The organism is Micromonospora sp. NBRC 107095, from assembly GCF_030269705.1.
GTDB lineage: Bacteria > Actinomycetota > Actinomycetes > Mycobacteriales > Micromonosporaceae > Micromonospora > Micromonospora parva.
In genome coordinates this window covers 501,361-524,892 of record NZ_BSTU01000001.1, presented here as the reverse complement: position 1 = coordinate 524,892, position 23,532 = coordinate 501,361, and the positions used below count along the sequence as shown (strand labels likewise).

20 protein-coding genes are annotated in these 23,532 nt (G+C 70.2%); 2 read left to right on the top strand and 18 right to left on the bottom strand.

Annotation, left to right across the window (positions count from 1 at the left end; genetic code table 11):
- Positions 1-35: 35 nt before the first annotated feature.
- Both QSK15_RS02525 and QSK15_RS02520 read right to left on the bottom strand, forming a co-directional pair.
- Positions 36-752: an anti-sigma factor family protein gene (locus QSK15_RS02525; protein WP_285792704.1), complete on the bottom strand. Its 717-nt coding sequence runs from the start codon at positions 750-752 to the stop codon at positions 36-38.
- Positions 749-1,243: a sigma-70 family RNA polymerase sigma factor gene (locus QSK15_RS02520; RefSeq protein ID WP_030334158.1), complete on the bottom strand. Its 495-nt coding sequence runs from the start codon at positions 1,241-1,243 to the stop codon at positions 749-751. The genes QSK15_RS02525 and QSK15_RS02520 overlap by 4 nt, the downstream gene beginning before the upstream one ends.
- Before the next feature lie 250 nt (positions 1,244-1,493).
- Here QSK15_RS02520 and QSK15_RS02515 point away from each other — a divergent pair, with 250 nt between their 5' ends.
- Entirely contained in the window at positions 1,494-3,623 is a 2,130-nt protein-coding gene (locus QSK15_RS02515) for a PhoX family protein (RefSeq protein ID WP_285792703.1), read from the top strand.
- Positions 3,624-3,726: 103 nt separating this feature from the next.
- On the opposite strand, the gene QSK15_RS02510 is transcribed toward QSK15_RS02515, so the two are convergent.
- Positions 3,727-4,509: an IclR family transcriptional regulator gene (locus QSK15_RS02510; protein WP_285792702.1), complete on the bottom strand. Its 783-nt coding sequence runs from the start codon at positions 4,507-4,509 to the stop codon at positions 3,727-3,729.
- Between the two features lie 154 nt (positions 4,510-4,663).
- On the opposite strand from QSK15_RS02510, the gene QSK15_RS02505 reads away from it, so the two are divergent.
- Positions 4,664-5,893, top strand: a complete 1,230-nt coding sequence (locus QSK15_RS02505) for an MFS transporter (RefSeq protein WP_285792701.1) — start codon at positions 4,664-4,666, stop codon at positions 5,891-5,893.
- On the opposite strand, the gene QSK15_RS02500 is transcribed toward QSK15_RS02505, so the two are convergent.
- The 15 genes from QSK15_RS02500 to QSK15_RS02430 all read right to left on the bottom strand — a co-directional run bounded on the left by QSK15_RS02500 (position 5,869) and on the right by QSK15_RS02430 (position 23,383).
- Entirely contained in the window at positions 5,869-6,954 is a 1,086-nt protein-coding gene (locus QSK15_RS02500) for a polyprenyl synthetase family protein (RefSeq protein ID WP_030334147.1), read from the bottom strand. The genes QSK15_RS02505 and QSK15_RS02500 overlap by 25 nt on opposite strands.
- Before the next feature lie 90 nt (positions 6,955-7,044).
- Positions 7,045-8,598, bottom strand: a complete 1,554-nt coding sequence (nuoN, locus tag QSK15_RS02495; protein WP_285792700.1) for an NADH-quinone oxidoreductase subunit NuoN — start codon at positions 8,596-8,598, stop codon at positions 7,045-7,047.
- 55 nt (positions 8,599-8,653) lie between these two features.
- A complete protein-coding gene (locus QSK15_RS02490) occupies positions 8,654-10,189 on the bottom strand; it encodes an NADH-quinone oxidoreductase subunit M (RefSeq protein ID WP_285792699.1) in 1,536 nt (511 codons plus the stop codon).
- Between the two features lie 64 nt (positions 10,190-10,253).
- Entirely contained in the window at positions 10,254-12,179 is a 1,926-nt protein-coding gene (gene nuoL, locus QSK15_RS02485; RefSeq protein WP_030334141.1) for an NADH-quinone oxidoreductase subunit L, read from the bottom strand.
- Positions 12,180-12,191: 12 nt separating this feature from the next.
- On the bottom strand, positions 12,192-12,491 hold the full coding sequence (gene nuoK / locus QSK15_RS02480) for an NADH-quinone oxidoreductase subunit NuoK (protein ID WP_030334139.1): 300 nt from the start codon (positions 12,489-12,491) through the stop codon (positions 12,192-12,194).
- Between the two features lie 57 nt (positions 12,492-12,548).
- On the bottom strand, positions 12,549-13,322 hold the full coding sequence (locus tag QSK15_RS02475; RefSeq protein ID WP_285792698.1) for an NADH-quinone oxidoreductase subunit J: 774 nt from the start codon (positions 13,320-13,322) through the stop codon (positions 12,549-12,551).
- Positions 13,319-13,960 (bottom strand): NADH-quinone oxidoreductase subunit NuoI, encoded by a 642-nt coding sequence (nuoI, locus tag QSK15_RS02470; RefSeq protein ID WP_285792697.1) that lies wholly within the window; start codon positions 13,958-13,960, stop codon positions 13,319-13,321. The genes QSK15_RS02475 and nuoI overlap by 4 nt, the downstream gene beginning before the upstream one ends.
- Position 13,961: 1 nt before the next feature.
- Positions 13,962-15,314, bottom strand: coding sequence for an NADH-quinone oxidoreductase subunit NuoH (gene nuoH / locus QSK15_RS02465; RefSeq protein ID WP_285792696.1), 1,353 nt, complete (start codon positions 15,312-15,314; stop codon positions 13,962-13,964).
- On the bottom strand, positions 15,311-17,809 hold the full coding sequence (locus tag QSK15_RS02460) for an NADH-quinone oxidoreductase subunit G (RefSeq protein ID WP_285792695.1): 2,499 nt from the start codon (positions 17,807-17,809) through the stop codon (positions 15,311-15,313). The genes nuoH and QSK15_RS02460 overlap by 4 nt, the downstream gene beginning before the upstream one ends.
- Entirely contained in the window at positions 17,809-19,125 is a 1,317-nt protein-coding gene (nuoF, locus tag QSK15_RS02455; RefSeq protein ID WP_285792694.1) for an NADH-quinone oxidoreductase subunit NuoF, read from the bottom strand. The genes QSK15_RS02460 and nuoF overlap by 1 nt, the downstream gene beginning before the upstream one ends.
- Entirely contained in the window at positions 19,122-20,273 is a 1,152-nt protein-coding gene (nuoE, locus tag QSK15_RS02450; protein ID WP_285792693.1) for an NADH-quinone oxidoreductase subunit NuoE, read from the bottom strand. The genes nuoF and nuoE overlap by 4 nt, the downstream gene beginning before the upstream one ends.
- Positions 20,270-21,595, bottom strand: a complete 1,326-nt coding sequence (locus QSK15_RS02445) for an NADH-quinone oxidoreductase subunit D (RefSeq protein ID WP_285792692.1) — start codon at positions 21,593-21,595, stop codon at positions 20,270-20,272. The genes nuoE and QSK15_RS02445 overlap by 4 nt, the downstream gene beginning before the upstream one ends.
- Positions 21,592-22,329, bottom strand: a complete 738-nt coding sequence (locus tag QSK15_RS02440) for an NADH-quinone oxidoreductase subunit C (protein WP_285792691.1) — start codon at positions 22,327-22,329, stop codon at positions 21,592-21,594. The genes QSK15_RS02445 and QSK15_RS02440 overlap by 4 nt, the downstream gene beginning before the upstream one ends.
- Entirely contained in the window at positions 22,326-23,003 is a 678-nt protein-coding gene (locus QSK15_RS02435) for a NuoB/complex I 20 kDa subunit family protein (RefSeq protein ID WP_030334123.1), read from the bottom strand. Before QSK15_RS02435 ends, QSK15_RS02440 begins: the two co-directional genes overlap by 4 nt.
- Before the next feature lie 14 nt (positions 23,004-23,017).
- Positions 23,018-23,383, bottom strand: a complete 366-nt coding sequence (locus QSK15_RS02430; RefSeq protein WP_007454588.1) for an NADH-quinone oxidoreductase subunit A — start codon at positions 23,381-23,383, stop codon at positions 23,018-23,020.
- Positions 23,384-23,532 lie beyond the last annotated feature (149 nt).

Below are 23,532 nucleotides of genomic sequence, written 5' to 3'. Positions count from 1 at the left end.
CCCAGGGCAGGGGTGGCGGGGCGGGGCGGGGCGGGTCAGGGGACGGCGTAGGTGAGTATCGGCGTGCCGTCGGCCCTCTGCAGCTCCACGCTCACCAGCTCGGCGTCGGTGAACCTGGTGGCACCCGTGAAGCTGAGATCGTCACCGGGGGCCGCCAGCCACGAGCCGATCTGCTCGGTGGCACCGTTCGGGCCGCGCGCTACGAGCCGGAACGGGTACGCCTTGCCGTAGCTCGTCCGCGCGTCGTACCCGCAGCGCATCGTCACCTCGGTACCCCACTTGGTGCCGGTGAGGCCGAGGTCGGCATGCACCGGCCCGGCGGCGGCCACCGGTCGCATGGCCACCATCGACACCTGCGGGGCCGGGGTGCCCTGCGCCCCGGGCGGCCCGGGAGGGCCGGCCGGTCGAGGCAGCGCCACCGCGGTGCCCACGCCGACCAGCAGCGCCAGCCCGGCGGCGGCCAGTGTGGTCAGCGCGTACCGTCGCCGGTCCGCGGAGCGTTCCCGACGGCGGCGCTGGCGGGCCTCGGCGAGCAGCGCGGGCACCCGGGGCGGTGCCGGCGGCGGCAGGATCTGCTCCAGCCCTGCCGGGTCGAGGCGTCCGAGCAACCCGGGCAGCACGGCGATCTCGGCGACCGCCTCCCGACACGAGGCGCAGCCGCCGAGGTGCCGCTCGTAGGCCGCCCGCTCGGCAGGGGCCAGGGCACCCAGCACGTACGCGCCGTCGTCGTACGCGAACTCGCACCGGGTCATCCCGTCACCCCCATCTCGGCAAGGACCAACCGTAGAGACCGCAGCGCGTAGTGGGTGCGGGATTTCACGGTCCCCGGCGGCACGCCCAGGCGGGACGCCGCCTCGGCCACCGACCGCCCCTGATAGAAGCACTCGACCAGCACTTCCCGGTGGGTCGGGCTGAGCCGGTTCAGCGCCTCGGCGACGGTCCACGCCTCCACCGCCCGTTCGGCCTCGTCGATCACCTCGGGCGGTTCCGGCAGGTCGTCGGTGAACACCTCGCCGACCCTGGTGGATCGCCGCCGCCAGGCGTCGATGGCCAGGTTACGGGCGGTGGTGAACAGCCAGGACCGTACCGATCCGCGTCTCGGGTCGAGTGACTCCGGATGTCGCCAGGCCCGCAGCAGCGTCTCCTGGACCAGGTCCTCGGCCCGCTGCCGGTCCCCGTTGACCAGCCGCAGGGCGTGGGCGTACAGCGCCTCCGCGTGCTCGTCGTGCAGCGCGCGCAGCAGTTGGGCGTCGTGGTCGCTGATGGCGGTCTCCTCGCTTCCGGCGCGCGTCCGGCGGTGGCGTCCGCCTGGGAATACGTGCGGTCACGCCGATCGGTTCAGCCCGAGGTCAGGCCGGTTGCGGGGTGGTTGCCGCCCTCCGAAGGTGTTCATGCCCGGTTCACACCGTGGCCGACGTGCGCTCACCACGTCCTCCTAGCGTCCGGCGGGTACGCCGCCTGTCGTGCCACCGACTCCTCTGGAGGCCTCCCCCATGAGCGACCGCCCCCGGCTGCTCCCCCTGTTGACCGGCACCCGCCATGGCACCCGTGACGCCATGACCTGTCTGTACCGGTGCGGAAACGCCTGCGACCACCCGGTACCGAACACCTCCGACAACGCGTACTTCGGCGACGTGGTGAACACCGAGATGTCCCGGCGTGGCGTGGTCCGGGCCGGCGCGGTGGGCGCGCTGGTGCTCGGTTTCGGTGGCGCGGCGGCCGGTGCGCTCGCCGGCGCTGCCCCGGCGGTGGCCGCACCGGCCACCACCCCGGACGTCCCGGAGGCCTTCGGTTTCGGCCGCCCGAGCACCGGAGTCGGCAGCGGAGCGCTGACCTTCAAGCCGATCCCACCGAACAAGTTGGACACCCTCGTCGTACCGAACGGCTACGACCACGCCGTGGTGATCAAGTGGGGTGACCCGGTGCTGCCGGGCGCACCGGAGTTCAACCTGCACCACCAGACCGCCGCCGCGCAGTCCAAGCAGTTCGGTTACAACAACGACTTCGTGGGTGTGCTGCCGCTGGACAAGCAGGGCCGGCGGGCGCTGCTCGTGGTCAACCACGAGTACACCAACGAGGACCTGATGTTCCCGGGCTTCCCCGGCCTGGACGGGCTCTCCGTGGAGCAGCTGCGCACCGCCATGGCCGCGCACGGCATGTCAGTGGTGGAACTCGAACGGGTCGCCGGAACCGGGCAGTGGCAGCCGGTCAGCAAGGGCCCCCGGCCGTACAACCGGCGGGTCACCGCGCTGAGCACCAAGTTCGACATCACCGGCCCGGCCGCCGGCTCGGCCTGGCTGAAGACCGCCGCCGACCCGAAGGGTCGTACCGTCGTCGGCACGTTGAACAACTGCGCCGGTGGGGTGACCCCGTGGGGCACCGTGCTTTCCGGCGAGGAGAACTTCAACCAGTACTTCGTGGGTGCCGACGCGGCCCCGGCCGAGTTGAAGCCGAAGCTGGACCGCTACGGCATCGGCACCGCCAGCCGCTACCCCAGCGGCAGCCGCAAGTGGGAGCGCGCGGACGAGCGCTTCGACCTGGCGAAGCACCCCAACGAGGCACACCGCTTCGGCTGGGTCGTCGAGATCGACCCGTTCGACCCGGAGAGCCGCCCGCGCAAGCACACCGCGCTGGGCCGCTTCAAGCACGAGGGCGCCAACGTGATCGTCGCGAAGGACGGCCACGTGGTCGCGTACATGGGCGACGACGAGCGGTTCGACTACCTCTACAAGTTCGTCTCGGACAAGAAGTTCATGAAGGGCAACTCCTGGGCTGCCCGCAAGCACAACCTGACCCTGCTGGAGTCCGGCACGCTCTATGTGGCGAAGCTCGACCAGAGCAGCGCCGCCGAGATCGACGGCTCGGGCAAGCTCCCCACCGACGGCGCCTTCAACGGCCGGGGTCGCTGGATCAAGTTGGTCAGCGGCAACCGGTCGTTCGTCGACGGGATGACCGCTGCGGACGTGCTCACCTTCACCCGGCTCGCCGGTGACAAGGTCGGCGCGACCAAGATGGACCGCCCCGAGGACGTCGAGCCGAGCCTGCTCACCGGCAAGGTGTACGTGGCGCTGACCAACAACACCAACCGCGGCGTCGGCAGCAACCCGAAGGCGGACGAGGCGAACCCGCGCACCGCCAACAAGCACGGGCAGATCCTGGAGCTGATCGAGGACCGCAACGACAACGCCGCGGAAACCTTCGCCTGGTCGCTGCCGATCGTCTGCGGCGACCCGACCGACCCGTCGACCTTCTTCGCCGGGTACGACAAGGCCCAGGTGTCCCCGATCTCCTGCCCGGACAACGTCGCCTTCGACGCCACCGGCAACCTCTGGATCTCCACCGACGGCAACGCGCTGGGCAGCAACGACGGCCTGTTCGCCACCGCCGTGGAGGGTCCGCAGCGGGGTCACCTCAAGCAGTTCCTGACCGTGCCGCTCGGCGCGGAGACCTGCGGCCCGTTCATCACCGGCGACAACCGTTCGCTCTTCGTCGCGGTGCAGCACCCGGGCGAGATCAGCGGAGCCTCGGTGGAGAACCCGGCCTCGAACTGGCCGGACGGTGACTACGCCAAGCCGGGCGTGGTGGTCACCTGGCGCCTCGACGGCGGCCCGGTGGGCAGCTGAGGTCGTAACCGCGGCCGAGAGGCCGGTGACGTTGTTCCCGGCGGTCCGGCGCTGGACCGCCCCGAGAGGCCCTCTCCCAACCGGGGAGAGGGCCTCTCGGCGGTCAGTTGTCGGAGGCGATGCCGTCGGCCACGCTGCGGGCCACGGTGAGCAGCTTGGCGCGTACCACCCGGGCGGAGGTCATCATCTCGCTGGCCGGCAACGCGCAGGCCAGCACGACGCGGCGCTCCATGTCCTTGTCCGGCGCGACGAGCACCGCGGCGCAGGCCACCCCCTGCCGGAACTGCCCCATCTCCAGCTGCATGCCGCGCCGGTCACCGGCGGCCAGGTCGGCCTCGAAACTCTCGGGGGTGGTCAGCGTGGCGGTGGTGAACGGACGCATGCCGTACTCACGCAGATAGCGGTAGCGCTGGTCGCTCGTGAGGGTGGCGAGCAACGACTTGCCGAGAGCTGTGGCGTGCGCCCCCTCGTCGAAGCCGGGGACGAGGTCCTCCAGGTGGGGTGAGCGGTGCCCCTCGGCGACCGCGGTCAGGGCCACCTGACCGCCGACGAACCGGCCGAGGTAGTGGCTGTAGCCGGTGTCCAGCGCGGCCCTCCGCAGCGTCTCACCGACCGCCGGGGGGCCCCGGAACGCGGTGACGAGCTCCCGGTACCGGTCGGCCACCTCCAACCCCACGATGTACGTGCCGTCCTCGCGGCGGATCACGTAGCCCTCGTAGGCAAGGGTGCGGACCAGGTGGTAGGTGGTGGCCACGGTCAGCTCACAGCGCCGGGCGATCTGCTTGACGGTCAGGCCCTTCGGGGCGCGACCGACCGACTCCAGCACCCGTAGCGCTCGGGACACGCTGCGAATCAGGTCCGAAGGTTCTGCCAAGGGGTCGCGCACAACCACCTCCGCCGCCGGGGACTTACACCATATGAAAAACAGGCCCGGTGCGAAATGCCTGTTCGGGTCGAGGATGCCAGATCACCATCCACAGCTAGTGCCCCGCCGGTCACCAGGAGTGCGCTGAGCGGGGCTCACGTAGGTTTGCCCAACGATGACCAACACCGCCAACACCCCCGATCCGGCGCTCGCCCGGCCCCATCCGGTCCGGGCCAGCGCCGGTGCAGTCGCCACCACCGTGGCCTGCGTACTCCCTGTCTTCCTGCTCGGCGGTCTCGCCGTGCAGATGGGCACCGACCTCGGCTTCTCGCCGGCAGGCCTGGGCCTGGCCGTCTCCGTCTACTTCGGGGTCAGCGCACTGGCCTCGGTGCCCTCCGGCCGCCTGGTCGAACGGTACGGACCGGCAGTGGTGGCCCGCAGCGGCATCCTGCTGGCCGCCGGGTCGATGCTGGCCATGGCCGCCTTCGCCCGGTCGTACCCGGTGCTGGTCGGCCTGCTGGCGCTCAGCGCCGCCGCCAACGCTCTCGGCCAACTGGCCAGCAACACCGCGCTCGCCCAGCACGTGCCGGCACGACGGCAGGGGCTGTCGTTCGGGGTCAAGCAGGCCGCCATCCCGGTCTCCACCCTGCTGGCCGGGGCGGCGGTACCCACCATCGCGCTCACCGCCGGCTGGCGCTGGGCGTTCGTGGCCGCCACCGTGGCCGCGCTGACGACGCTTGCCGCCGTACCCCGGCAGTTGCCCGGCCCGGCCCGGCGAGCCGGCACCCGGCGCGCTGGGCGGGCGACGGCGGCGCTGGTGGTGGTCGGCGCGGCGGCGACGCTGGCGTCGGGCGCGGCCAACGCGCTGGGCACCTTCCTCGTCGACTCCGCCGCCGCCCGGGGTCTGTCGCCGGGCCTCGCCGGCCTCACCCTGACCCTGGGCAGCGCGGTCTGCGTGGCGGCCCGGGTGGGCGCCGGCTGGTTGGCCGACCGCCGCGACACCGGCCACGTCGCCCTCATCGCCGCGATGCTGCTGGTCGGCGCGGTCGGGCTGGGCCTGCTCGCGGTGACCGGCTCGGTGCCGCTGGTCGTCGGTGTGGTGCTCGGCTTCGGCCTGGGCTGGGCCTGGCCCGGCCTGATGAACTTCGCGGTGGTCCGGCTGCACCCGCAGTCACCGGCCGCCGCCACCTCGATCACCCAGACCGGGGTGTACGCGGGCGGCTGTCTCGGCCCGTTGAGCCTCGGCCCCCTCGCCGCGCACCTCGGCTACCCGGCGATGTGGACCACCGCGGCCGTGGCGATGCTCCTCGCCGCCGCTCTCATGCTCGCCGGCAGCCGACTGTTGACCCGCGTCGCCGCCGCAGCGGGGCGGGAAGCGGATCAGCTGGTGCGGTCGGCGATGTAGTCGCAGAGCGACTCGAGCGCGCTGCGGGACGGGCCGTGCGGCAGCGGGGCAAGCTGCGCGCGGGCCTCCTCGGCGTAGCTGCGCACCGTCTCCCGGGCCCGCTTGAGCGCCGGGCTCTCCCGCAGCAGCCCCAACGCCTCGGCGTGCAACGCGTCGTCAGTCAACGGGCCGGTCGCCAGGATCTCCCGCAGCCGCACCGACGACGCGTCGGAGTCGTCCGCCTCACGGGCGTAGAGCACCGGCAGCGTCGGGACACCCTCGCGCAGGTCCGTGCCGGGGGTCTTGCCCGACTGCACCGACTCGGAGGCGATGTCCAGCAGGTCGTCGGAGAGCTGGAAGGCGACGCCGATCGTCTCGCCGTACCCGGCGAGGGCCTCCACGTGCTCAGGGGCGGCGCCACCGAACATGCCGCCGAACCGGGCCGACGTGGCGATCAGCGAGCCGGTCTTCTCCGCGATCACGTGCAGGTAGTGGCTCACCGGGTCGTCATCGGGGCGTGGCCCCACGGTCTCCGCGATCTGACCGTGCACCAGCCGGGCGAAGGTGCGCGCCTGCAACCGGACCGCCTCGGGGCCCAGATCGGCGGCGATGTCCGCCGCGCGGGCGAAGAGGTAGTCACCGACCAGGATGGCGACCGAGTTGGTCCACCGGGAGTTCGCGCTCGGCGCGCCCCGACGGACGGCGGCCTCGTCCATCACATCGTCGTGGTAGAGGGTGGCGAGGTGAGTGAGCTCCATCACCACGGCAGCCGGGACCACCTGCGCACCGGTCGGGTCACCGAACTGCGCGCCGAGCGCCACCAGCAACGGCCGGAAACGCTTCCCACCGGCCTCCACGAGGTGCCGGGCAGCCTCCGTGACGAACGGGTCGGCGCTGGACACGCTGGCCCGCAACTCGACCTCGACCGTGTCGAGCAGGCCCACCACGGACGCCTCGACACGGGGATCGGCGAGATTGAGACCAAGCGCGCCGAACTGACTCGTGCTCGCCCGACCCCGCCGACCGCCGGAGCCGGAGGCACCTGAACGCTCGCCCGCCGGATTCACCACGCCATCAACCATGCCACACCCGTACGACCTGCTCCGGGCCGGGGATACGCACCGGGGGCCGGCACGTGAACACGCGCCGACCCCCGGTGATCGATCCTTCGGCTATCGAACGAATTCGGCAGCTCCGGTCGCCAGATCGAGCAGCGGCGCCGGGGCGACACCCAACACCAGGGTCGCCAGCACACCGATCATCAACGCGGCGGCGGTGAGCCCCCCGGGCACGGTGACGGTCGGGGTGGACTCGCCCGGCTCGGAGAGCCACATCATCACCACGACCCGCAGGTACGGGAACGCGAGGACCATGCTGGTCAGCACACCGGCGATCACCAGCCAGGCCTGGCCACCCTCCAGCGCCGGCCCGAAGATGGCGAACTTGCTGGTGAAACCGCTGGTCAGCGGAATACCGGCGAAGGCCAGCAGGATGAACGTGAAGAGCGCGGCGAAGAACGGCGACCGCCGGCCCAGCCCGGCCCAGCGGGACAGGTGGGTGGCTTCGCCGTCGTCGTCGCGGACCAGCGTCACCACGGCGAACGCCGCCAACACCGAGAAGCCGTACGCGACCAGGTAGAACATCGTGCCGGCGAGCCCGTCACGGCTCGGCGCCAACACACCGACCAGCAGGTAACCGGCGTTGGCGATCGAGGAGTACGCGAGCAGCCGCTTGATGTCGGTCTGGGTGACCGCGAGCACCGCACCGACCAGCATGGTCAGCACCGCCACCGCGCCGAGGACCGGGGTGAAGTCCCAGTTGGCGTCGGCGAACGCGACCTGGAAGACGCGCAGCAGCGCACCGAACGCGGCGACCTTGGTGCAGGCCGCCATGAACCCGGTGACCGGGGTCGGAGCGCCCTGGTAGACGTCCGGGGTCCAGACGTGGAAGGGGGCCGCCGCCGCCTTGAAGAGCAGACCGATGGCGAGCAGCGCCATGCCGGCGAAGAGCAGCACCGGGCTGGCCGGCGACTCGCTCACCGCCGCGTGGATGGTCGCGAAGTCGACGCCGGCCGAGCGGCCCGGGATGCCGGCGGTGAAGCCGTAGATCAGCGCCACGCCGAACAGGAAGAACGCGGAGGCGTACGCGCCGAGCAGGAAGTACTTCATCGCCGCCTCCTGGCTCAGCAGGCGCCGGCGACGGGCCAGCGCGCAGAGCAGGTAGAGCGGCAGAGAGAAGACCTCCAGCGCGATGAACATGGTCAGCAGGTCGTTCGCCGCCACGAAGATCAGCATGCCGCCGATCGCGAACGTGGTGAGCGGGTAGACCTCGGTGAGACCGTTGCGCCCCTCGGCCTGCCGCCGGTCGTCGGCCGACTCGGCGGTCACCGCGGCCTGGGCGACGAACGCCCCGCCCCGCTCGACCGAGCGGTCACCGATCAGCAGCAGCGCCATCGCGGCCAGCACCAGGATCGCGCCCTGGAGGAAGAGCGTCGGCCCGTCGATGGCGAGGGCCTGGCCGACGGTGATGATCCGCTCGTCGGCGCTGAGGACCACCATGGTCAGTGCCGCGAGCACCGCGAGCAGCGCCAGCGTCAACTGGACCAGGTGCCGCCAGCGCCGTGGCACCAGGGCCTCGACCAGCACACCGAACAGCGCGGCGCCCAGCATGATCAGGATCGGAGCGATCGCCGCGTAGTCGATCGACGGCAGTTTCAACTCGGTCACGGTGCCGACCTTTCGTTCGCGACTGCGGTGCTCCGCTTCGCTGCACTCCTCGCGCTCACCGGCGCGCCTCCTGGACGGTGCCGCCCACGGACGGCGCCGGGTCGGTTCTGCCGATGTCGTCCATGGTCGCCTGGACGGCCGGGTTGATCACATCGGTGACCGGCTTGGGGAAGAAGCCGAGCAGCACGATCAGCGCGATCAGCGGGGCGACCACGACCTTCTCGCGCAGGTTGAGGTCCTTGCGCATCCCGTCGACCTCGGTCAGCGCCGGATTCAACGTGCCCTGGGTGGTGCGCTGCACCATCCACAGCACGTACGCGGCGGCCAGGATGATGCCGAGCGTCGCGATCACCGCAACCGGCTTGTTCACAGTGAACGTGCCGATCAGCACCAGGAACTCGGAGATGAACGGCGCGGTGCCGGGCAGCGCCAGCGAGGCGAGACCGGCGAAGAAGAGCACCCCGGCGAGCACCGGGACCAGCTTGCCCGCCCCACCGAAGTCGCTGATCAGCGCCGAACCACGACGGGCGATCAGCATGCCCACCACCAGGAAGAGCAGGCCGGTGGCCAACCCGTGGTTGAGCATGTAGAGCACCGCGCCGGTGCCGGCCTGCGTGGTGAAGGCGAAGATGCCCACCCCGATGAAGCCGAAGTGCGCGATCGAGGTGTACGACACCAGCCGCTTGAGGTCGTTCTGGCCGACCGCCAGCAGCGCGGCGTAGACGATGCCGATCACGCCCAGGGCCAGCGCCCACGGGGCGAACCACTTCGACGCCTCGGGGAAGAGCGGCAGGCAGTAGCGCAGGATGCCGAAGGTGCCGACCTTGTCCAGCACCCCGACGAGCAGCGCCGCCGCGCCCGCCGGGGCGGCCCCACCGGCGTCGGGGAGCCAGGTGTGGAACGGGAAGAACGGTGCCTTGATGGCGAACGCGAGGAAGAAGCCGAGGAACAGCCACCGCTCGGTGCCGGTGCTGATGTCGACCTGCGAGAGCGCCTGCCAGTCGAAGGTCTTCCCGCCGACCACCCAGAGGCCGATCACCGCGGCCAGCATGAACAGACCGCCGACCAGCGAGTAGAGGAAGAACTTCACCGCCGCGTACTGCCGCTGGTGGCCGCCGTAGCTGCCGATGAGGAAGTACATCGGCACCAGCATGACCTCGAAGAACACGTAGAACAGGAAGACGTCGGCGGCCGCGAAGACGCCGATCATCGTGCACTCGAGGACCAGCAGCAGCGCGAAGTAGACGGGCACCGACCGCTTCGACGACTCGGCGTCGTGCCAGGACGCCAGGATCACCAGCGGCACCAGCACCGCGATCAGCATCAGCATCACCAACGCGATGCCGTCGGCGGCGAAGGTGAAGCTGACCCCCCAGTTCGGAATCCACGAGTATGACTCGCGGAACTGGAACCGGTCACCGCCGGCGTTGAAGCTGACCCACATCACCACCGAGAGCACCAGCACGAGCAGCGACCAAGCGAACGCCACCTGCTTGGCCAGCTCCGGGCGGTGGCGCGGCAGGAAGGCCACCACCAGGGCGCCCACCAGCGGCGCCACGGTGAGCACCGAGAGGAACGGGAAGTTGGACATTATGCGGCCTTACCTCCGTCGTCACTGCGTGGTCCGCCGGCGGGGGCGGCCGGAAAGAGGTCGATCACGCCAACCACCCCGCCTGCACCGCCAGGAACGCCGCCATCACCAGCAGCGCACCGGCCAGGATCGAGGTGGCGTACGAGCGGACAAAGCCGGTCTGCATCCGGCGGAGGCGACCCGAGCCACCGCCGACCGCGGCGGCGAGCCCGTTGACGAGCCCGTCGACGCCCCGGTTGTCGAGGTACACCAGCGCCCGGGTGAGGAAGATGCCCGGCTTCTCGAAGACCGCCTCGTTAACGGCGTCGGTGTAGAGGTTGCGCCGGGCGGCGGTGACCAGCACCCCGGCCGGCTGCGGCGCGGTGGCCGTACCGGCCCGGAAGAGGAACCAGGCGAGCCCGGCGCCGAGCACGGTGACCAGCAGAGACAGCGTGGTGATCACGGCGTGCGAGAGGACCGCCTCGTGCTCGGCGTGCTCGCCGCCCAACCCGGCGGTCTGGGTCAGCCAGTCCGGAACGGACGTGGAGAGCAGGAAGCCGGCGCCGACCGAGCCGACCGCCAGCAGGATCAGCGGAATGGTCATCAGCTTCGGCGACTCGTGCGGGTGCTCGATGTCCTCGGTCCACCGCTGCGGGCCGTGGAAGGTGAGCACGAACAGCCGGGTCATGTAGAACGCGGTCAGCCCGGCGCCGAGCAGCGCCGCCCCACCGAAGAGCCAGGCGGTCCAGTCGTCCCGCTCGAAGGCGGCCACGATGATCGGCTCCTTGGAGAAGAAGCCGGAGAACGGGAACATGCCGATGATGGCCAGCCAACCCATCATGAAGGTCAGCCAGGTGATCTTCATGTGCTTCGACAGCCCACCGAAGCGGCGGATGTCGACCTGGTCCTTCATCCCGTGCATGACCGAGCCGGCACCCAGGAACATGTTGGCCTTGAAGAAGCCGTGCGCCAGCAGGTGCACGATGGCCAACGCGTACGCCGCGCCGCCGAGACCGACACCGAGGAACATGTAGCCGATCTGGCTCACCGTCGACCAGGCCAGCACCCGCTTGATGTCGTCCTTGGCCGCGCCGATGATGCAGCCGATCAGCAGGGTGAGCGCGCCGACGCTGACCACCACGAGTTGCAGCGTCGAGTTGGCGGAGAAGATCGGGTTGGACCGGGCGATCAGGTAGACACCAGCGGTGACCATGGTGGCGGCGTGGATGAGCGCCGACACCGGGGTCGGGCCCTCCATCGCGTCCGGCAACCACGCCTGGAGCGGGAACTGACCGGACTTACCGGCCGCGCCGAGCAGCAGCAACAGGCCGAGGACCAGCACGGTGGTGCCGGTCAGCGCGCCCACGCCGTTGAACACCTCGTCGTACTGCGTCGTGCCCAGGGTGGCGAACATGATGAAGATGCCGATGGCCAGGCCGGCGTCGCCGACCCGGTTCATCAGGAACGCCTTCTTGCCGGCGGTGGCCGCGCTCGGCCGCTCGGTCCAGAAGGAGATCAGCAGGTACGACGCCAGACCGACGCCCTCCCAGCCGAAGTAGAGCATCACGTAGTTGTTGCCGAGCACCAGCAGCAGCATCGCCGCGACGAACAGGTTGAAGTACGCGAAGAACCGACGACGGCCCGCGTCGTGCGACATGTACTCCACCGCGTACAGGTGGATCAGGAAACCCACCCCGGTGATCAGCAGTACGAAGACCGCGGCCAGCGGGTCGAACAGCAGGCCGAAGTCGACGCGCAGATCACCGACCGCGATGAAGTCCCAGAGGCTCAGCTCGACCGACTTGTTCTCCAGGCCACGCAGCTGAAAGAAGAAGCTCAGGCCGAGCACGAACGCGGCGCCGATGGCGGCGACGCCCAACCAGTGCCCCCAGCGGTCGGCCCGGCGGCCGAGCAGCAGCAGGATGGCCGCGCTGACCAGCGGGATCGCCACCAGCAGCCAGACGCCCCCGAGCAGCCCCGTGGCCTGGGCGTATTCCACAGTCTCTTCCACCGGTGGACCCCTCTAGTACTTCAGCAGGTTGGCGTCGTCGACGCTCGCCGAGCGTCGCGTCCGGAAGATGGACATGATGATCGCGAGCCCGACCACGACCTCGGCCGCCGCCACCACCATCACGAAGAACGCCATGATCTGACCGTTGAGGTCACCGTTGATCCGGCTGAAGGTGACCAGCGTCAGGTTGGCCGCGTTGAGCATCAGCTCCACGCACATGAACAGCACGAGCGCGTTGCGCCGGACGAGCACCCCGGCGGCACCGATGGTGAACAGCACCGCCGCGAGGACCAGGTAGTAGTCAGGCGTCATAGCTGGACTCGCTTTCGTTCGCGACTGCGGGGCTCCGCTTCGCTGCACTCCTCGCGCTCACCGTTGGTCCGTCCCCTTCAGCGTGGTCTCCTGCGCCGTCAGCTCCCGCACCGGCAGGATTTCCGGCGTGCTCCGCTCCGAGAGGCGGCCGTCCGGCAGCCGGGCCGGGGTGGCCACCGAGGACGAGGTCGCGAAGACGCCGGGGCCAGGCTTGGGGCCGGGGTAGTTGCCCGGCGCGAACCGGGCCCGCATCGTCGACACCTGGTCGACCTTGTCCTGCTTGCGGCGCTCGATGTGCGCGAGCACCATGGCGCCGACCGCCGCGGTGATCAGCAGCGCCGAGGTCAGCTCGAACGCAAAGACGTACTTGGTGAAGAGCAGTCGGGCGATGCCCTGCACGTTGCCCTCGGCGTTGGCCTGCTCCAGGCCGACCGCCGTGGTGCCCTCCAGCGCCCGGTAGAGGGCGCCGCCGACCAGACCGGCGAAGCCCAGCCCCAGCACGATCGCGGCGACCCGCTGGCCGCGCAACGTCTCGATCAGCGAGTCGGTGGAATCCCGGCCGACAAGCATCAGCACGAAGAGGAAGAGCATCATGATCGCGCCGGTGTAGACGATGATCTGCACCATGCCGATGAACGGCCCGGCCTGGAGCACGTAGAACACGCCCAGGCAGAGCATGGTGAGCACCAGCCAGAGCGCGGAGTGCACCGCGTTGCGGGCCGCCACCATCCCGATCGCGCCGATCAGTGCGAGCGGCGCGAGGATCCAGAAGGTGACCTCCTCGCCACCGGACACCGCACCCGCCGCGGCCAGCACCGTAGACGTGGTCATGCGTTCTCTCCCTTGCCGGCCGCGACCCGCTGGGCGGCCTGCTCGGCGCCCGGGAACGTCACGCCGGGATGCTCCTCGACCTGGTAGCGGCCGGGGCCCATCGGTGACGTCTCCGCACCGGCGGAGGTGCCCGGGTTGTCCAGCGCGCCGACGTAGTAGTCCTTCTCGCTGTCACCCAGCCGCATCGGGTGCGGCGGCTGCTCCATGCCATCCAGCAACGGCGCGAGCAACTGCTCCTTGGTGAAGATCAGGTCCTGCCGGTTGTCCCGGGCCAGCTCGTACTCGTTGCTCATGGTCAGCGACCGGGTCGGGCAGGCCTCGATGCACAACCCGCAGAAGATGCACCGGGCGTAGTTGATCTGGTAGATGCTGGCGTACCGCTCACCCGGCGAGAAGCGCTGCTCGTCGGTGTTGTCGCCACCCTCGACGTAGATCGCGTCCGCCGGGCAGGCCCAGGCGCACAGCTCACAGCCGATGCACTTCTCCAGGCCGTCCGGGTGCCGGTTGAGGATGTGCCGCCCGTGGTAGCGCGGCGCCGACACCGGCGGCTTGAACGGGTAGTCGGTGGTGACGACCTTCCTGAACATGTGCGAGAAGGTGACACCGAATCCCTTGAACGTTCCGGTGATCGCGCCCACGTCACACCTCCCTGGAGTCCGAGCCGGCAACGATGTTGGCCGGCTCCCGCTCGGCGACCACGCGCGTGATACGCGGGCTCGGTGGTACCTGAAGATCCATCGGTGGCAGCGGGAAGCTCCCGTGCGGCCGGTTGTCGACCTGTTCCTGCGTCGTCGGCTTCGGCTTCGGCCGCCGGCTGGGCCAGAAGATCGTGGCGATCAGCAGGATGCCGGCCGGAATGCCGACGGCGATCATCTTGCCGCGGGTGTCCCAGTCCTCGATGGAGCGCAGGCCCGACAGGACCAGGATCCAGACCAGGTTGATCGGCAGCAGCACCTTCCAGCCGAGCCGCATGAACTGGTCGTAGCGCAGCCGGGGCAGCGTGCCCCGCAGCCACACGAAGACGAAGACCAGCGCGATCACCTTGCCGAAGAACCAGAGCATCGGCCACCAATCGGAGTTGGCGCCCTCCCAGATGGTGATCGGCCAGGGCGCCCGCCAACCGCCCAGGAACAGCGTCGTGGTGACGGCTGACATGGTCACCATCGCGACGTACTCGCTGAGCATGAAGAGCGCGAACTTCAGCGAGCTGTACTCGGTCATGAAGCCGGCGACCAGCTCGGACTCGGCCTCGGGAAGGTCGAACGGTGCCCGGTTGGTCTCACCCACTGTGGCGATGAAGAAGATGATGAAGCTCGGCAGCAGCAGGATCGCGTACCAGCCCGGGGCCGGGACCGTCTGGCCGAAGATGGTCAGCTCGGTGCCGTCCCCCTGAGCGGCGACGATCCCGCTGGTGCTCATCGTGCCGGCGGTCATGAAGACCGCCACGATGCTCAGCCCCATGGCGACCTCGTAGGAGATCATCTGGGCGCTCGACCGGAGACCACCGAGCAGCGGGTACGTCGAGCCGGACGCCCAACCACCCAGGACGACGCCGTAGACGCCCATCGAGGAGCAGGCGAGCAGCAGCAGCACCGCCACCGGCACGTCGGTGACCTGCAACGGGGTGTGATGGCCGAAGATGCTCACCATCGGGCCGAACGGGATCACCGACAGGGCGGTGACCGCGCAGATCACCGAGATGGTCGGCGCGAAGAAGTAGACGACCTTGTCGGCCGCCTTCGGCAGGATGTCCTCCTTGAAGGCCATCTTCAGACCGTCGGCGAGGGTCTGCAGCAGGCCGAACGGGCCGACCTGGTTGGGGCCGGGCCGCACCTGCATGTAACCCACGACGCGCCGTTCGAACCAGACACCGAGCAGGGTGGCCAGCAGCCCGAAGGCGAACGCGAAGACAATCTTGCCGAGAACCAGCCACCACGGATCCCGACCGAAGTCGGCAAGCGTCGGGTCCTGGGCGAGGACTATCGAGTTCACTGGTTACCCCCAGAACTGAGGATGGTCTCGTCGGCTGCCACGCGCCCGGCCGGAATGGCCGTACCCGGTGCGGGGACGGAGATCCGGACGACCGCGCCGGACGTCGCCCCGAGGCTGCGCCGCACTGTCGATCCGGGTGAGTTGGTCGGCAGCCAGACCACGCCGTCCGGCATCTCGGTGAGTTCCGCCGGCAGGGTCAGCGCCCCCCGGTCGGTGCCGACCGTGACGGCGTCACCGTCGACCACACCGAGTGCCTCGGCGGTGCCCTTACCCAGCCGGACCACCGGCGGACGGGCGGTGCCGGCGAGGTTCTCGTCGCCCTCGGTCAGCGTGCCGAGGTCCACCAGTTGGTGCCAGGTGGCCAGCACGGCCTCCCCGGCGTTCGGCTGCGGCACCCGGCCCGGCGCGACCGACGGCGCGGCCGGCCGCGACATCCGCGTCGCCGGCAGCGTGCCCAACTCGCGGCGCACGCTCAGCACGTCGGCGGTGCCGAGGCGCACGTCGAGCAGTGCGGCCAGCGCGTCGAGCACCCGGCCGTCGGTCATCGCGGTGGTGTTCAGGACCGCCTCGAACGGGCGCAGCCGGCCCTCCCAGTCCAGGAAGCTGCCGGCCTTCTCGGCCACCGGGGCGACCGGCAGCACCACGTTCGCCCGCCGGGTCACCGCGCTGGCGCGCAGCTCAAGGCTGACCAGGAACGGCACCGCGTCCAGGGCGGACTCGGCCAGTCGCGGGTCGGCCAGGTCGGCCGGGTCGACACCGCCGACGACCAGCGCGCCGAGCTGCCCGTTGGCCGCCGCGCTCAGGATGGCGTCGGTGTCGCGGCCGGCCTGGCTCGGGATCACCCCGGCCGGGATGTCCCACGCCTCACCCAGCTCGGCCCGAGCGGCCGGTTCGGTCACCAGGCGTCCACCGGGCAGCAGGTTCGGCAGGCAGCCCGCGTCGACAGCGCCGCGGTCACCGGCGCGCCGCGGCACCCAGGCCAGCTTCGCGCCGGTACGCCGGGCCACGTCGGCCGCGGCGGAGAGCCCACCGGGAACGGTGGCCAACCGCTCGCCGACGATCAGGATCGCGCCCGGAGCGCTCAGCGCCTCGCTGACCGTGGCGTGCTCGGCGAGCACGCTGGCCTCCTCGCCCGGCACCACCCGGGCCAGCTTGGCACCGAGCTTCTCCAGGCCGCGGGTGGCGAAGGGCGCCAGCGCGTACACCGTCAGGGTCTTCTTCAGGTACGCCTTGCGCAGCCGCAGGAAGAGGATCGGGCACTCCTCCTCGGGCTCCAGGCCGACCAGCACCACCGCCGGCGCGTTCTCCACGTCGGTGTACGTGACGTCGGTGACCCCGGCGACCGAGCTGGCCAGGAAGTCGGCCTCCTCGCGGGAGACCGGTCGGGCCCGGAAGTCGATGTCGTTGGTGTTCAACGCGACCCGGGCGAACTTGGCGTACGCGTACGCGTCCTCGACGGTCAGCCGACCGCCGGTGAGCACCGCGGTGCCCTGCCCGCTCTCCCGAGCCGTGTGCAGCCCTTCGGCGGCGACGGTGAGCGCCTCACTCCAGGACGCCTCACGCAGCTCACCGGTCTGCTCGTCGCGGACCAGCGGCGTGGTCAGCCGGTCGGCGGCCCGGGTGTACTGGAAGCCCCACCGGCCCTTGTCGCAGTTCCACTCCTCGTTGACCTCCGGCTCGTCGCCGGCCAGCCGGCGCAGCACCTTGCCGCGCCGCCAGTCGGTACGCTGCCCGCAGCCGGCCGAGCAGTGCTCGCAGACGCTCGGGCTGGAAACCAGGTCGAACGGGCGGGCGCGGAACCGGTACTGGGCACCGGTCAGCGCGCCCACCGGGCAGATCTGCACGGTGTTGCCGGAGAAGTAGGAGTTGAACGGGACGTCCCCGCTGTCCTCCCCGGACTCCGCGCCGTACGCGTCGTCCCGGTAGATGTTGATTTCCTCGGCGGACGACCGGCCCATCAGGTCGATGAACTTGTCGCCGGCGATCTCCTCGGAGAACCGGGTGCACCGCTGGCAGAGCACACACCGCTCGCGGTCCAGCAGCACCTGGCTGCTGATCGCCATCGGCTTCTCGTACTCCCGCTTGTGCTCGTGGAAACGCGAGTCGGTGCGGCCGGTGGACATGGCCTGGTTCTGCAGCGGGCACTCACCACCCTTGTCGCACATCGGGCAGTCCAGCGGGTGGTTGAGCAGCAACAGCTCCATCACCCCCTCCTGCGCCTTCTTGGCCACCGGGGAGGTGATCTGGGTGCGGACCACCATGCCGTCGGCGACGGTCTGGGTGCAGGAGGCGACCGGCTTGCGCTGCCCCTCCACCTCCACCAGGCACTGCCGGCACGCGCCGGCCGGGGCCAGCAGCGGGTGGTCGCAGAACCGGGGGATCTCGGTGCCCATCTGCTCGGCGACCCGGATCAGCAGCGCCCCCTTGGGGGCGGTGACCTGGACGCCGTCGATGGTGAGGGTGACCGTGTCGGTCTGCTTGGCTACGTCCGTCATCAGTGCGCCCCTACCAGGGTCTTCTCCGACAGCATGGGAGCTTTACGTCCCTCGATGTAGTCGAGGTAGTCCTGCTTGAAGTACTTCAGCGAGGACGTCACCGGGCTGGTCGCGCCGTCACCAAGGCCGCAGAACGAGCGGCCGAGGATGTTGTCGCAGGTGTCCAGCAGGGTGTCCAGGTCTTCGTGGGTGCCCTGACCGGCGAGGATCCGCCGGTAGACCCGGACCATCCAGTAGTTGCCCTCGCGGCACGGGGTGCACTTGCCACACGACTCGTGGTGGTAGAACTCCAGCCACCGGTACGTCGCGTAGACCGGGCAGTCCTGGTCCGAGAAGATCTGCGTGGCGGTGGTGCCGAGGATCGAGCCGGCAGCCGCCACCCCCTCGAAGTCGAGTGGCACGTCCAGGTGCTCGGCGGCGAGCAGCGGGGTGGACGAGCCGCCCGGGGTCCAGAAGCGCAGGTTGTGGCCGGGCTGCATGCCACCGGCCAGCTCCAGCAGCTCGCGCAGCGTGATACCCATCGAGCACTCGTACTGGCCCGGGTTGGCGACCCGCCCGGAGAGCGAGTAGATCATCGGCCCGGAGGACTTCTCGGTGCCCATGCTCTTCCACCAGTCGGCCCCACCGAGCACGATCGGCGGCACGCTGGCGATGGTGCCGACGTTGTTCACCACCGTCGGGCTCGCGTACAGGCCGTGGGTGGCCGGGAACGGCGGGCGCAGCCGGGGCTGACCCCGGAACCCCTCCAGCGAGTCCAGCAGCGCCGTCTCCTCGCCGCAGATGTACGCGCCCGCGCCGGAGTGCACCACCAGCTCCAGGTCGTAGCCGCTGCGCAGGATGTTCCGGCCCAGGTAACCCTTGTCGTACGCCTCCTGGACCGCGTTGCGCAGCCGACGCGCGGCGTGCACCGCCTCGCCCCGGATGTAGATGTAGGCGCGGGCGGCCCGGATCGCGTACGACGCGATGATCACGCCCTCGACCAGCGCGTGCGGGTCGTGGGTCATCAGCGGCAGGTCCTTGCAGGTGCCCGGCTCGCCCTCGTCGGCGTTCACCACCAGGTAGTGCGGCTTACCGTCGCCCTGCGGAATGAAGCCCCACTTGAGGCCGGTAGGGAAGCCGGCGCCACCCCGGCCGCGCAGCCCGGAGTCCTTGATCAGCTGGATCAGGTCGTCCGGGTGGGCCTTGAGCGCCTTGCGCAGCGCGGCGTAGCCGTCCAACTGCTCGTACGTGCCGATGCGCCAGGCGTCCGGCGACAGCCAGCGCTTGGTCAGCACCGGCGTCAGCTTGGCCAGCGTCTCCGGGCGGGGAGTGGTCACTTCTGGGCCCCCGTTTCGCTCGCGTCAGCCGATCCGGCGCCGTCGGCGTCCGTGTCGGCCTTCGCTTCGGTGAGGTTGCGCTCCTGCGCCCCGGCCTCGTCGCCGGCGGGCTTGCCGTCGCCGGCAGGAGCGTTGGCCGCCACGCCGGCCGCCTCGGCCGAGCGCGCGTCGCCGGCCTGTGGCGCGGTGCCGCTGCTGTCTGCCGGGGCCTTCGTGCCGGGCGCGTCCGGCACCGCGGTGTCCGCGTCCGGCTGCCGGGTCTCGGCGGTACGCACCTGCGGCGACTTGTCGTCCGGTGCCTTCACGTCCCGGGTGGTGCTGCTGGCGGCGGCCGCCGGCTCGGCGACCCCGGTCGGGGCGGACGCCCCGTCGCCACCCTTGACCGGAGCGGCACTCGCCTCGACGGGCGCCGGCTTGGCGGCCTCCGCCTTCGCCTTCGCCTCGGCGGCGGCCTTGTCGGCCTCGGCCTTGCTGCGGATCGGGGTGTTCGGGTCGAAGCCCGGCACCGAGACGCCGTGCTGCTGGGCCAGCCGCAGCCCGCGCAGGGTCGGCTCGCCCGGCCCGCCGTCGGCGACGGCACCGTCGCGTTCGTCGGCGAAACCGGCGAGCTGAACCGCCATCTCCTTGAGGGTGCAGAGCCGGGCACCCCGGGTCGGCATCGGCCGGCCGCCGGCCCGCAGCTCGTCGACCACACCGACCGCGGTGGAGGGGTCCACGCCGTCGAAGAAGTCGTAGTTGACGGTCATCACCGGGCCGTAGTCGCACGCCGCCAGGCACTCGGCGTGCTCCAGCGTGATCGTGCCGTCCGCGGTGGTCTCGTCGTGTCCGACGCCCAGGTGCTCGGAGAGGGTGTCGTAGACCTCCTGGCCACCGAGCACGTTGCACATCGTGTTGGTGCAGACGCTGACCAGGAAGTCACCGGTCGGCTTGCGCTTGTACATCGTGTAGAAGGTCGCCACCGCGCCGACCTGGGCCTTGTTCAGCCCCAGCACCTCGGCGCAGAACGCCACCCCGGCCGGGGAGACGTACCCCTCCTCGGCCTGCACCAGGTGCAGCAGCGGCAGCAACGCCGAGCGGGACCGGTCCGCCGGGTAACGGGCGATGATCTCGCGCGCCCGCTCCCGAGTCGTGTCAGTGAAAGTCGTCATCGGTCACAACCACCCATCACGGGGTCCAACGAGGCTCCGCCGGCGATCACGTCGGCGATCAGACCGCCCTCGGCCATCGCCGGGAGGGCCTGCAGGTTGACGAAGCTCGGCTCCCGGTAGTGCACCCGGTAGGGCCGGGTGCCACCGTCGGAGACCGCGTGGACGCCCAGCTCGCCGCGGGGCGCCTCGATGGCGACGTACACCTGGCCGGGCGGGACCCGGAAGCCCTCGGTCACCAGCTTGAAGTGGTGGATCAGCGACTCCATCGACTGACCCATGATCTTCGCGACGTGCTCCAGCGAGTTGCCCATGCCGTCCACGCCGATGGCCAGCTGTGCCGGCCAGGCGATCTTGCGGTCGGCGACCATCACCGGTCCCGGGCGGAGCCGGTCCAGCGCCTGCTCGACAAGCTTCAGCGACTCCCGCATCTCGGCGAGCCGGACCTGGTAGCGACCCCAGACGTCACCGTCGGGGTGGGTCGGCACGTCGAACTCGTACGTCTCGTAGCCGCAGTACGGCATGGTCTTGCGGAGGTCCCAGGCGAGGCCGGCGGAGCGCAGCACCGGGCCGGTGATGCCGAGCGCCACGCAGCCGGTGACGTCCAGCACCGCGACGTTCTTCGTCCGCTCGGTCCAGATCGGCTGGCCGGAAAGGAGGTCCTCGTACTCCTTGAGCTTCTTCGGCATCATCTTGAGGAACTCGCGGATCTTGCGGATCGCGTCGTCCGGCACGTCCTGCGCCACACCGCCGGGCCGCACGTACGCGTGGTTCATCCGCAGACCGGTGATGGTCTCGAAGATGTCGAGGATGTACTCGCGCTCGCGGAAGCCGTACAGCATGATCGAGATCGCGCCCAGCTCCATGCCGGTGGTGGCCAGCCAGACCAGGTGCGACGAGATCCGGTTGAGCTCCATCATCAGCACACGGATGGTGGTGGCCCGCTCGGTGATGTCGTCGGTGATGCCGAGCAGCTTCTCGACGGCGAGGGCGTACGCCGTCTCGTTGAAGATCGGGGCGAGGTAGTCCATCCGGGTCACGAACGTCGATCCCTGGACCCAGTTGCGGTATTCGAGGTTCTTCTCGATGCCGGTGTGCAGGTAGCCGACGACCGAACGGGCCTCCCGGACCGTCTCGCCCTCCAGCTCCAGGATCAGCCGCAGCACCCCGTGCGTGGACGGGTGCTGCGGACCCATGTTGACCACGATGCGCTCGTCGTTGATCGGGTCGGTGCCCGAGACGATCGTGTCCCAGTCTCCACCGGTGACGGTGAAGACCCGACCCTCGTCGGTCTCGCGCTCGCTGGCGTAGTTCGACGTCGTCACTGGTACGACCTCCGCGTGTCCGGCGGCGCGATCTCGGCGCCCTTGTACTCGACGGGGATGCCGCCGAGCGGGTAGTCCTTGCGCTGCGGGTGCCCCTCCCAGTCGTCCGGCATGAGGATCCGGGTCAGGCTGGGGTGGCCGTCGAAGACGATGCCGAACATGTCGTACGCCTCCCGCTCCTGCCAGTCAGCGGTCGGGTAGACGGCGGTCACGCTGGGCAGGTGCGGGGCCTCGACGGAGACGGCGGCCTCCAGCCGGACCCGCCGCCGGTACGTCATCGAGGTGAGCAGGTAGACCACGTGCAGGCGACGCTCGTCGGCGCCCAGGTAGTCCACGCCGGACACCGAGGAACACAGCTCGAACCGCAGCGCCAGGTCGTCGCGCATCACCTGGCAGACCTCGGCGATCCGCTCCGGGCGTACGTGCAGGGTCAGCTCACCCCGGTCGACCACGACCTTCTCGATGGCGTCGTTGAAGGCCGGGTACGCCTCCTCCAGCGCGTCGCGGACCTCGTCGAAGTAGCCCCCGTAAGGCCGGGACGCCTCCTCGATGGGCTGGCGCTGGCGGACCAGGCCGCCGTAACCGGACACGTCGCCGGTGCCCTGGTTGCCGAACATCCCGCGACCGGCCGGGCTGGCCGGCGGGAACTCGGCGGGGGCACCACTGGTGGCACCGGCCGGCACCACCGGCAGCGGTACGCCGCCGTCGTTTGGCTTGTCCGTGGGTGACGTCATTTCGGGCCTGCCTGCGGGTGGAGGTGGTTCTGAGCATTCATCCAGTTCTCGATACGCAGCTGCTCCTCGCGGCCCTCGCGGACCGCCCGGGTCCACTCGGCGCGCCGGGCCTTGTCGTTGCGGTACGAGGACGGCATCGAGCCGTAGGGCACCACCGGAACGTCGCCGCGCTCCTGGCGGGCGGCGAGCATCTTGCGACCGTTCGGGCCCAGCGGCTCGTACATGATCTTTTCGCGGAGCTTGAGGATCGCGTCGATGAGCATCTCCGGCCGGGGCGGGCAGCCGGGGAGGTACATGTCGACCGGCACCACGTGGTCGACGCCCTGCACGATCGCGTAGTTGTTGAACATGCCGCCGCTGCTGGCGCAGACGCCCATCGAGAGCACCCAGCGCGGCTCGGCCATCTGGTCGTAGATCTGGCGCAGCACCGGGGCCATCTTCTGGCTCACCCGGCCTGCCACGATCATCAGGTCGGCCTGTCGGGGCGACGCCCGGAAGACCTCCATGCCCCAGCGGCCCATGTCGTAGTGCGGACCACCGGCGGCCATCATCTCGATGGCGCAGCAGGCCAGGCCGAAGGTGGCGCCCCACACGGACGACTTCCGAGACCAGTTGACCAGCTTCTCCACCGAGGTGAGCAGGACGCCGGCGGGAAGCTTCTCCTCGATGCCCATCTGACGTTCCTTCCTCAGTCCCAGTCCAGGCCGCCGCGCCGCCACACGTAGGCGTACGCAACGAAGACCGCGACGATGAACAGGACCATCTCCACGAAGCCGAAGATCGGCAGAGCGTCGAACGAGACCGCCCAGGGGTAGAGGAAGATGATCTCGATGTCGAAGACGATGAAGAGCATCGCCGTCAGGTAGAACTTGATCGGGAACCGCCCGCCGCCGACCGGCTGCGGGCTGGGCTCGATGCCGCACTCGTAAGCCTCGAGTTTGGCCTTGTTGTAGCGCCGGGGACCGGCGAAGCGGGCGGCGCCGACGGAAAACAGCGAGAACGCCGCGGCGAGGGCGAACAGCCCGATGATCGGTGCGTAAGGCGAGAGCGACATCGTTTTCTCCTGCTCGTCCTTCCCTGCCCTCGGTGCTTGACGAAAATCACACTATTCACGTCCCTCGCAGCGGCAGTCGGCGGGGGTCGATCTTTGTCGGCGTCGGGGCCGTGACCAGCGCCGATGCCGTCCTACGTATACGGTTCCCG

What these genes read in the sequence shown, in the direction of transcription:
- QSK15_RS02435 (WP_030334123.1), bottom strand. Translation starts at nt 23,003, where the DNA reads ATGGGCATCGAGGAGAAGCTTCCCGCCGGCGTCCTGCTCACCTCGGTG.
- QSK15_RS02515 (WP_285792703.1), top strand. Translation starts at nt 1,494, where the DNA reads ATGAGCGACCGCCCCCGGCTGCTCCCCCTGTTGACCGGCACCCGCCAT.
- nuoE (WP_285792693.1), bottom strand. Translation starts at nt 20,273, where the DNA reads ATGACGACTTTCACTGACACGACTCGGGAGCGGGCGCGCGAGATCATC.
- QSK15_RS02430 (WP_007454588.1), bottom strand. Translation starts at nt 23,383, where the DNA reads ATGTCGCTCTCGCCTTACGCACCGATCATCGGGCTGTTCGCCCTCGCC.
- QSK15_RS02500 (WP_030334147.1), bottom strand. Translation starts at nt 6,954, where the DNA reads ATGGTTGATGGCGTGGTGAATCCGGCGGGCGAGCGTTCAGGTGCCTCC.
- QSK15_RS02440 (WP_285792691.1), bottom strand. Translation starts at nt 22,329, where the DNA reads ATGACGTCACCCACGGACAAGCCAAACGACGGCGGCGTACCGCTGCCG.
- QSK15_RS02490 (WP_285792699.1), bottom strand. Translation starts at nt 10,189, where the DNA reads ATGTCCAACTTCCCGTTCCTCTCGGTGCTCACCGTGGCGCCGCTGGTG.
- QSK15_RS02525 (WP_285792704.1), bottom strand. Translation starts at nt 752, where the DNA reads ATGACCCGGTGCGAGTTCGCGTACGACGACGGCGCGTACGTGCTGGGT.
- QSK15_RS02505 (WP_285792701.1), top strand. Translation starts at nt 4,664, where the DNA reads ATGACCAACACCGCCAACACCCCCGATCCGGCGCTCGCCCGGCCCCAT.
- QSK15_RS02460 (WP_285792695.1), bottom strand. Translation starts at nt 17,809, where the DNA reads ATGACGGACGTAGCCAAGCAGACCGACACGGTCACCCTCACCATCGAC.
- QSK15_RS02475 (WP_285792698.1), bottom strand. Translation starts at nt 13,322, where the DNA reads ATGACCACGTCTACGGTGCTGGCCGCGGCGGGTGCGGTGTCCGGTGGC.
- nuoK (WP_030334139.1), bottom strand. Translation starts at nt 12,491, where the DNA reads ATGACGCCTGACTACTACCTGGTCCTCGCGGCGGTGCTGTTCACCATC.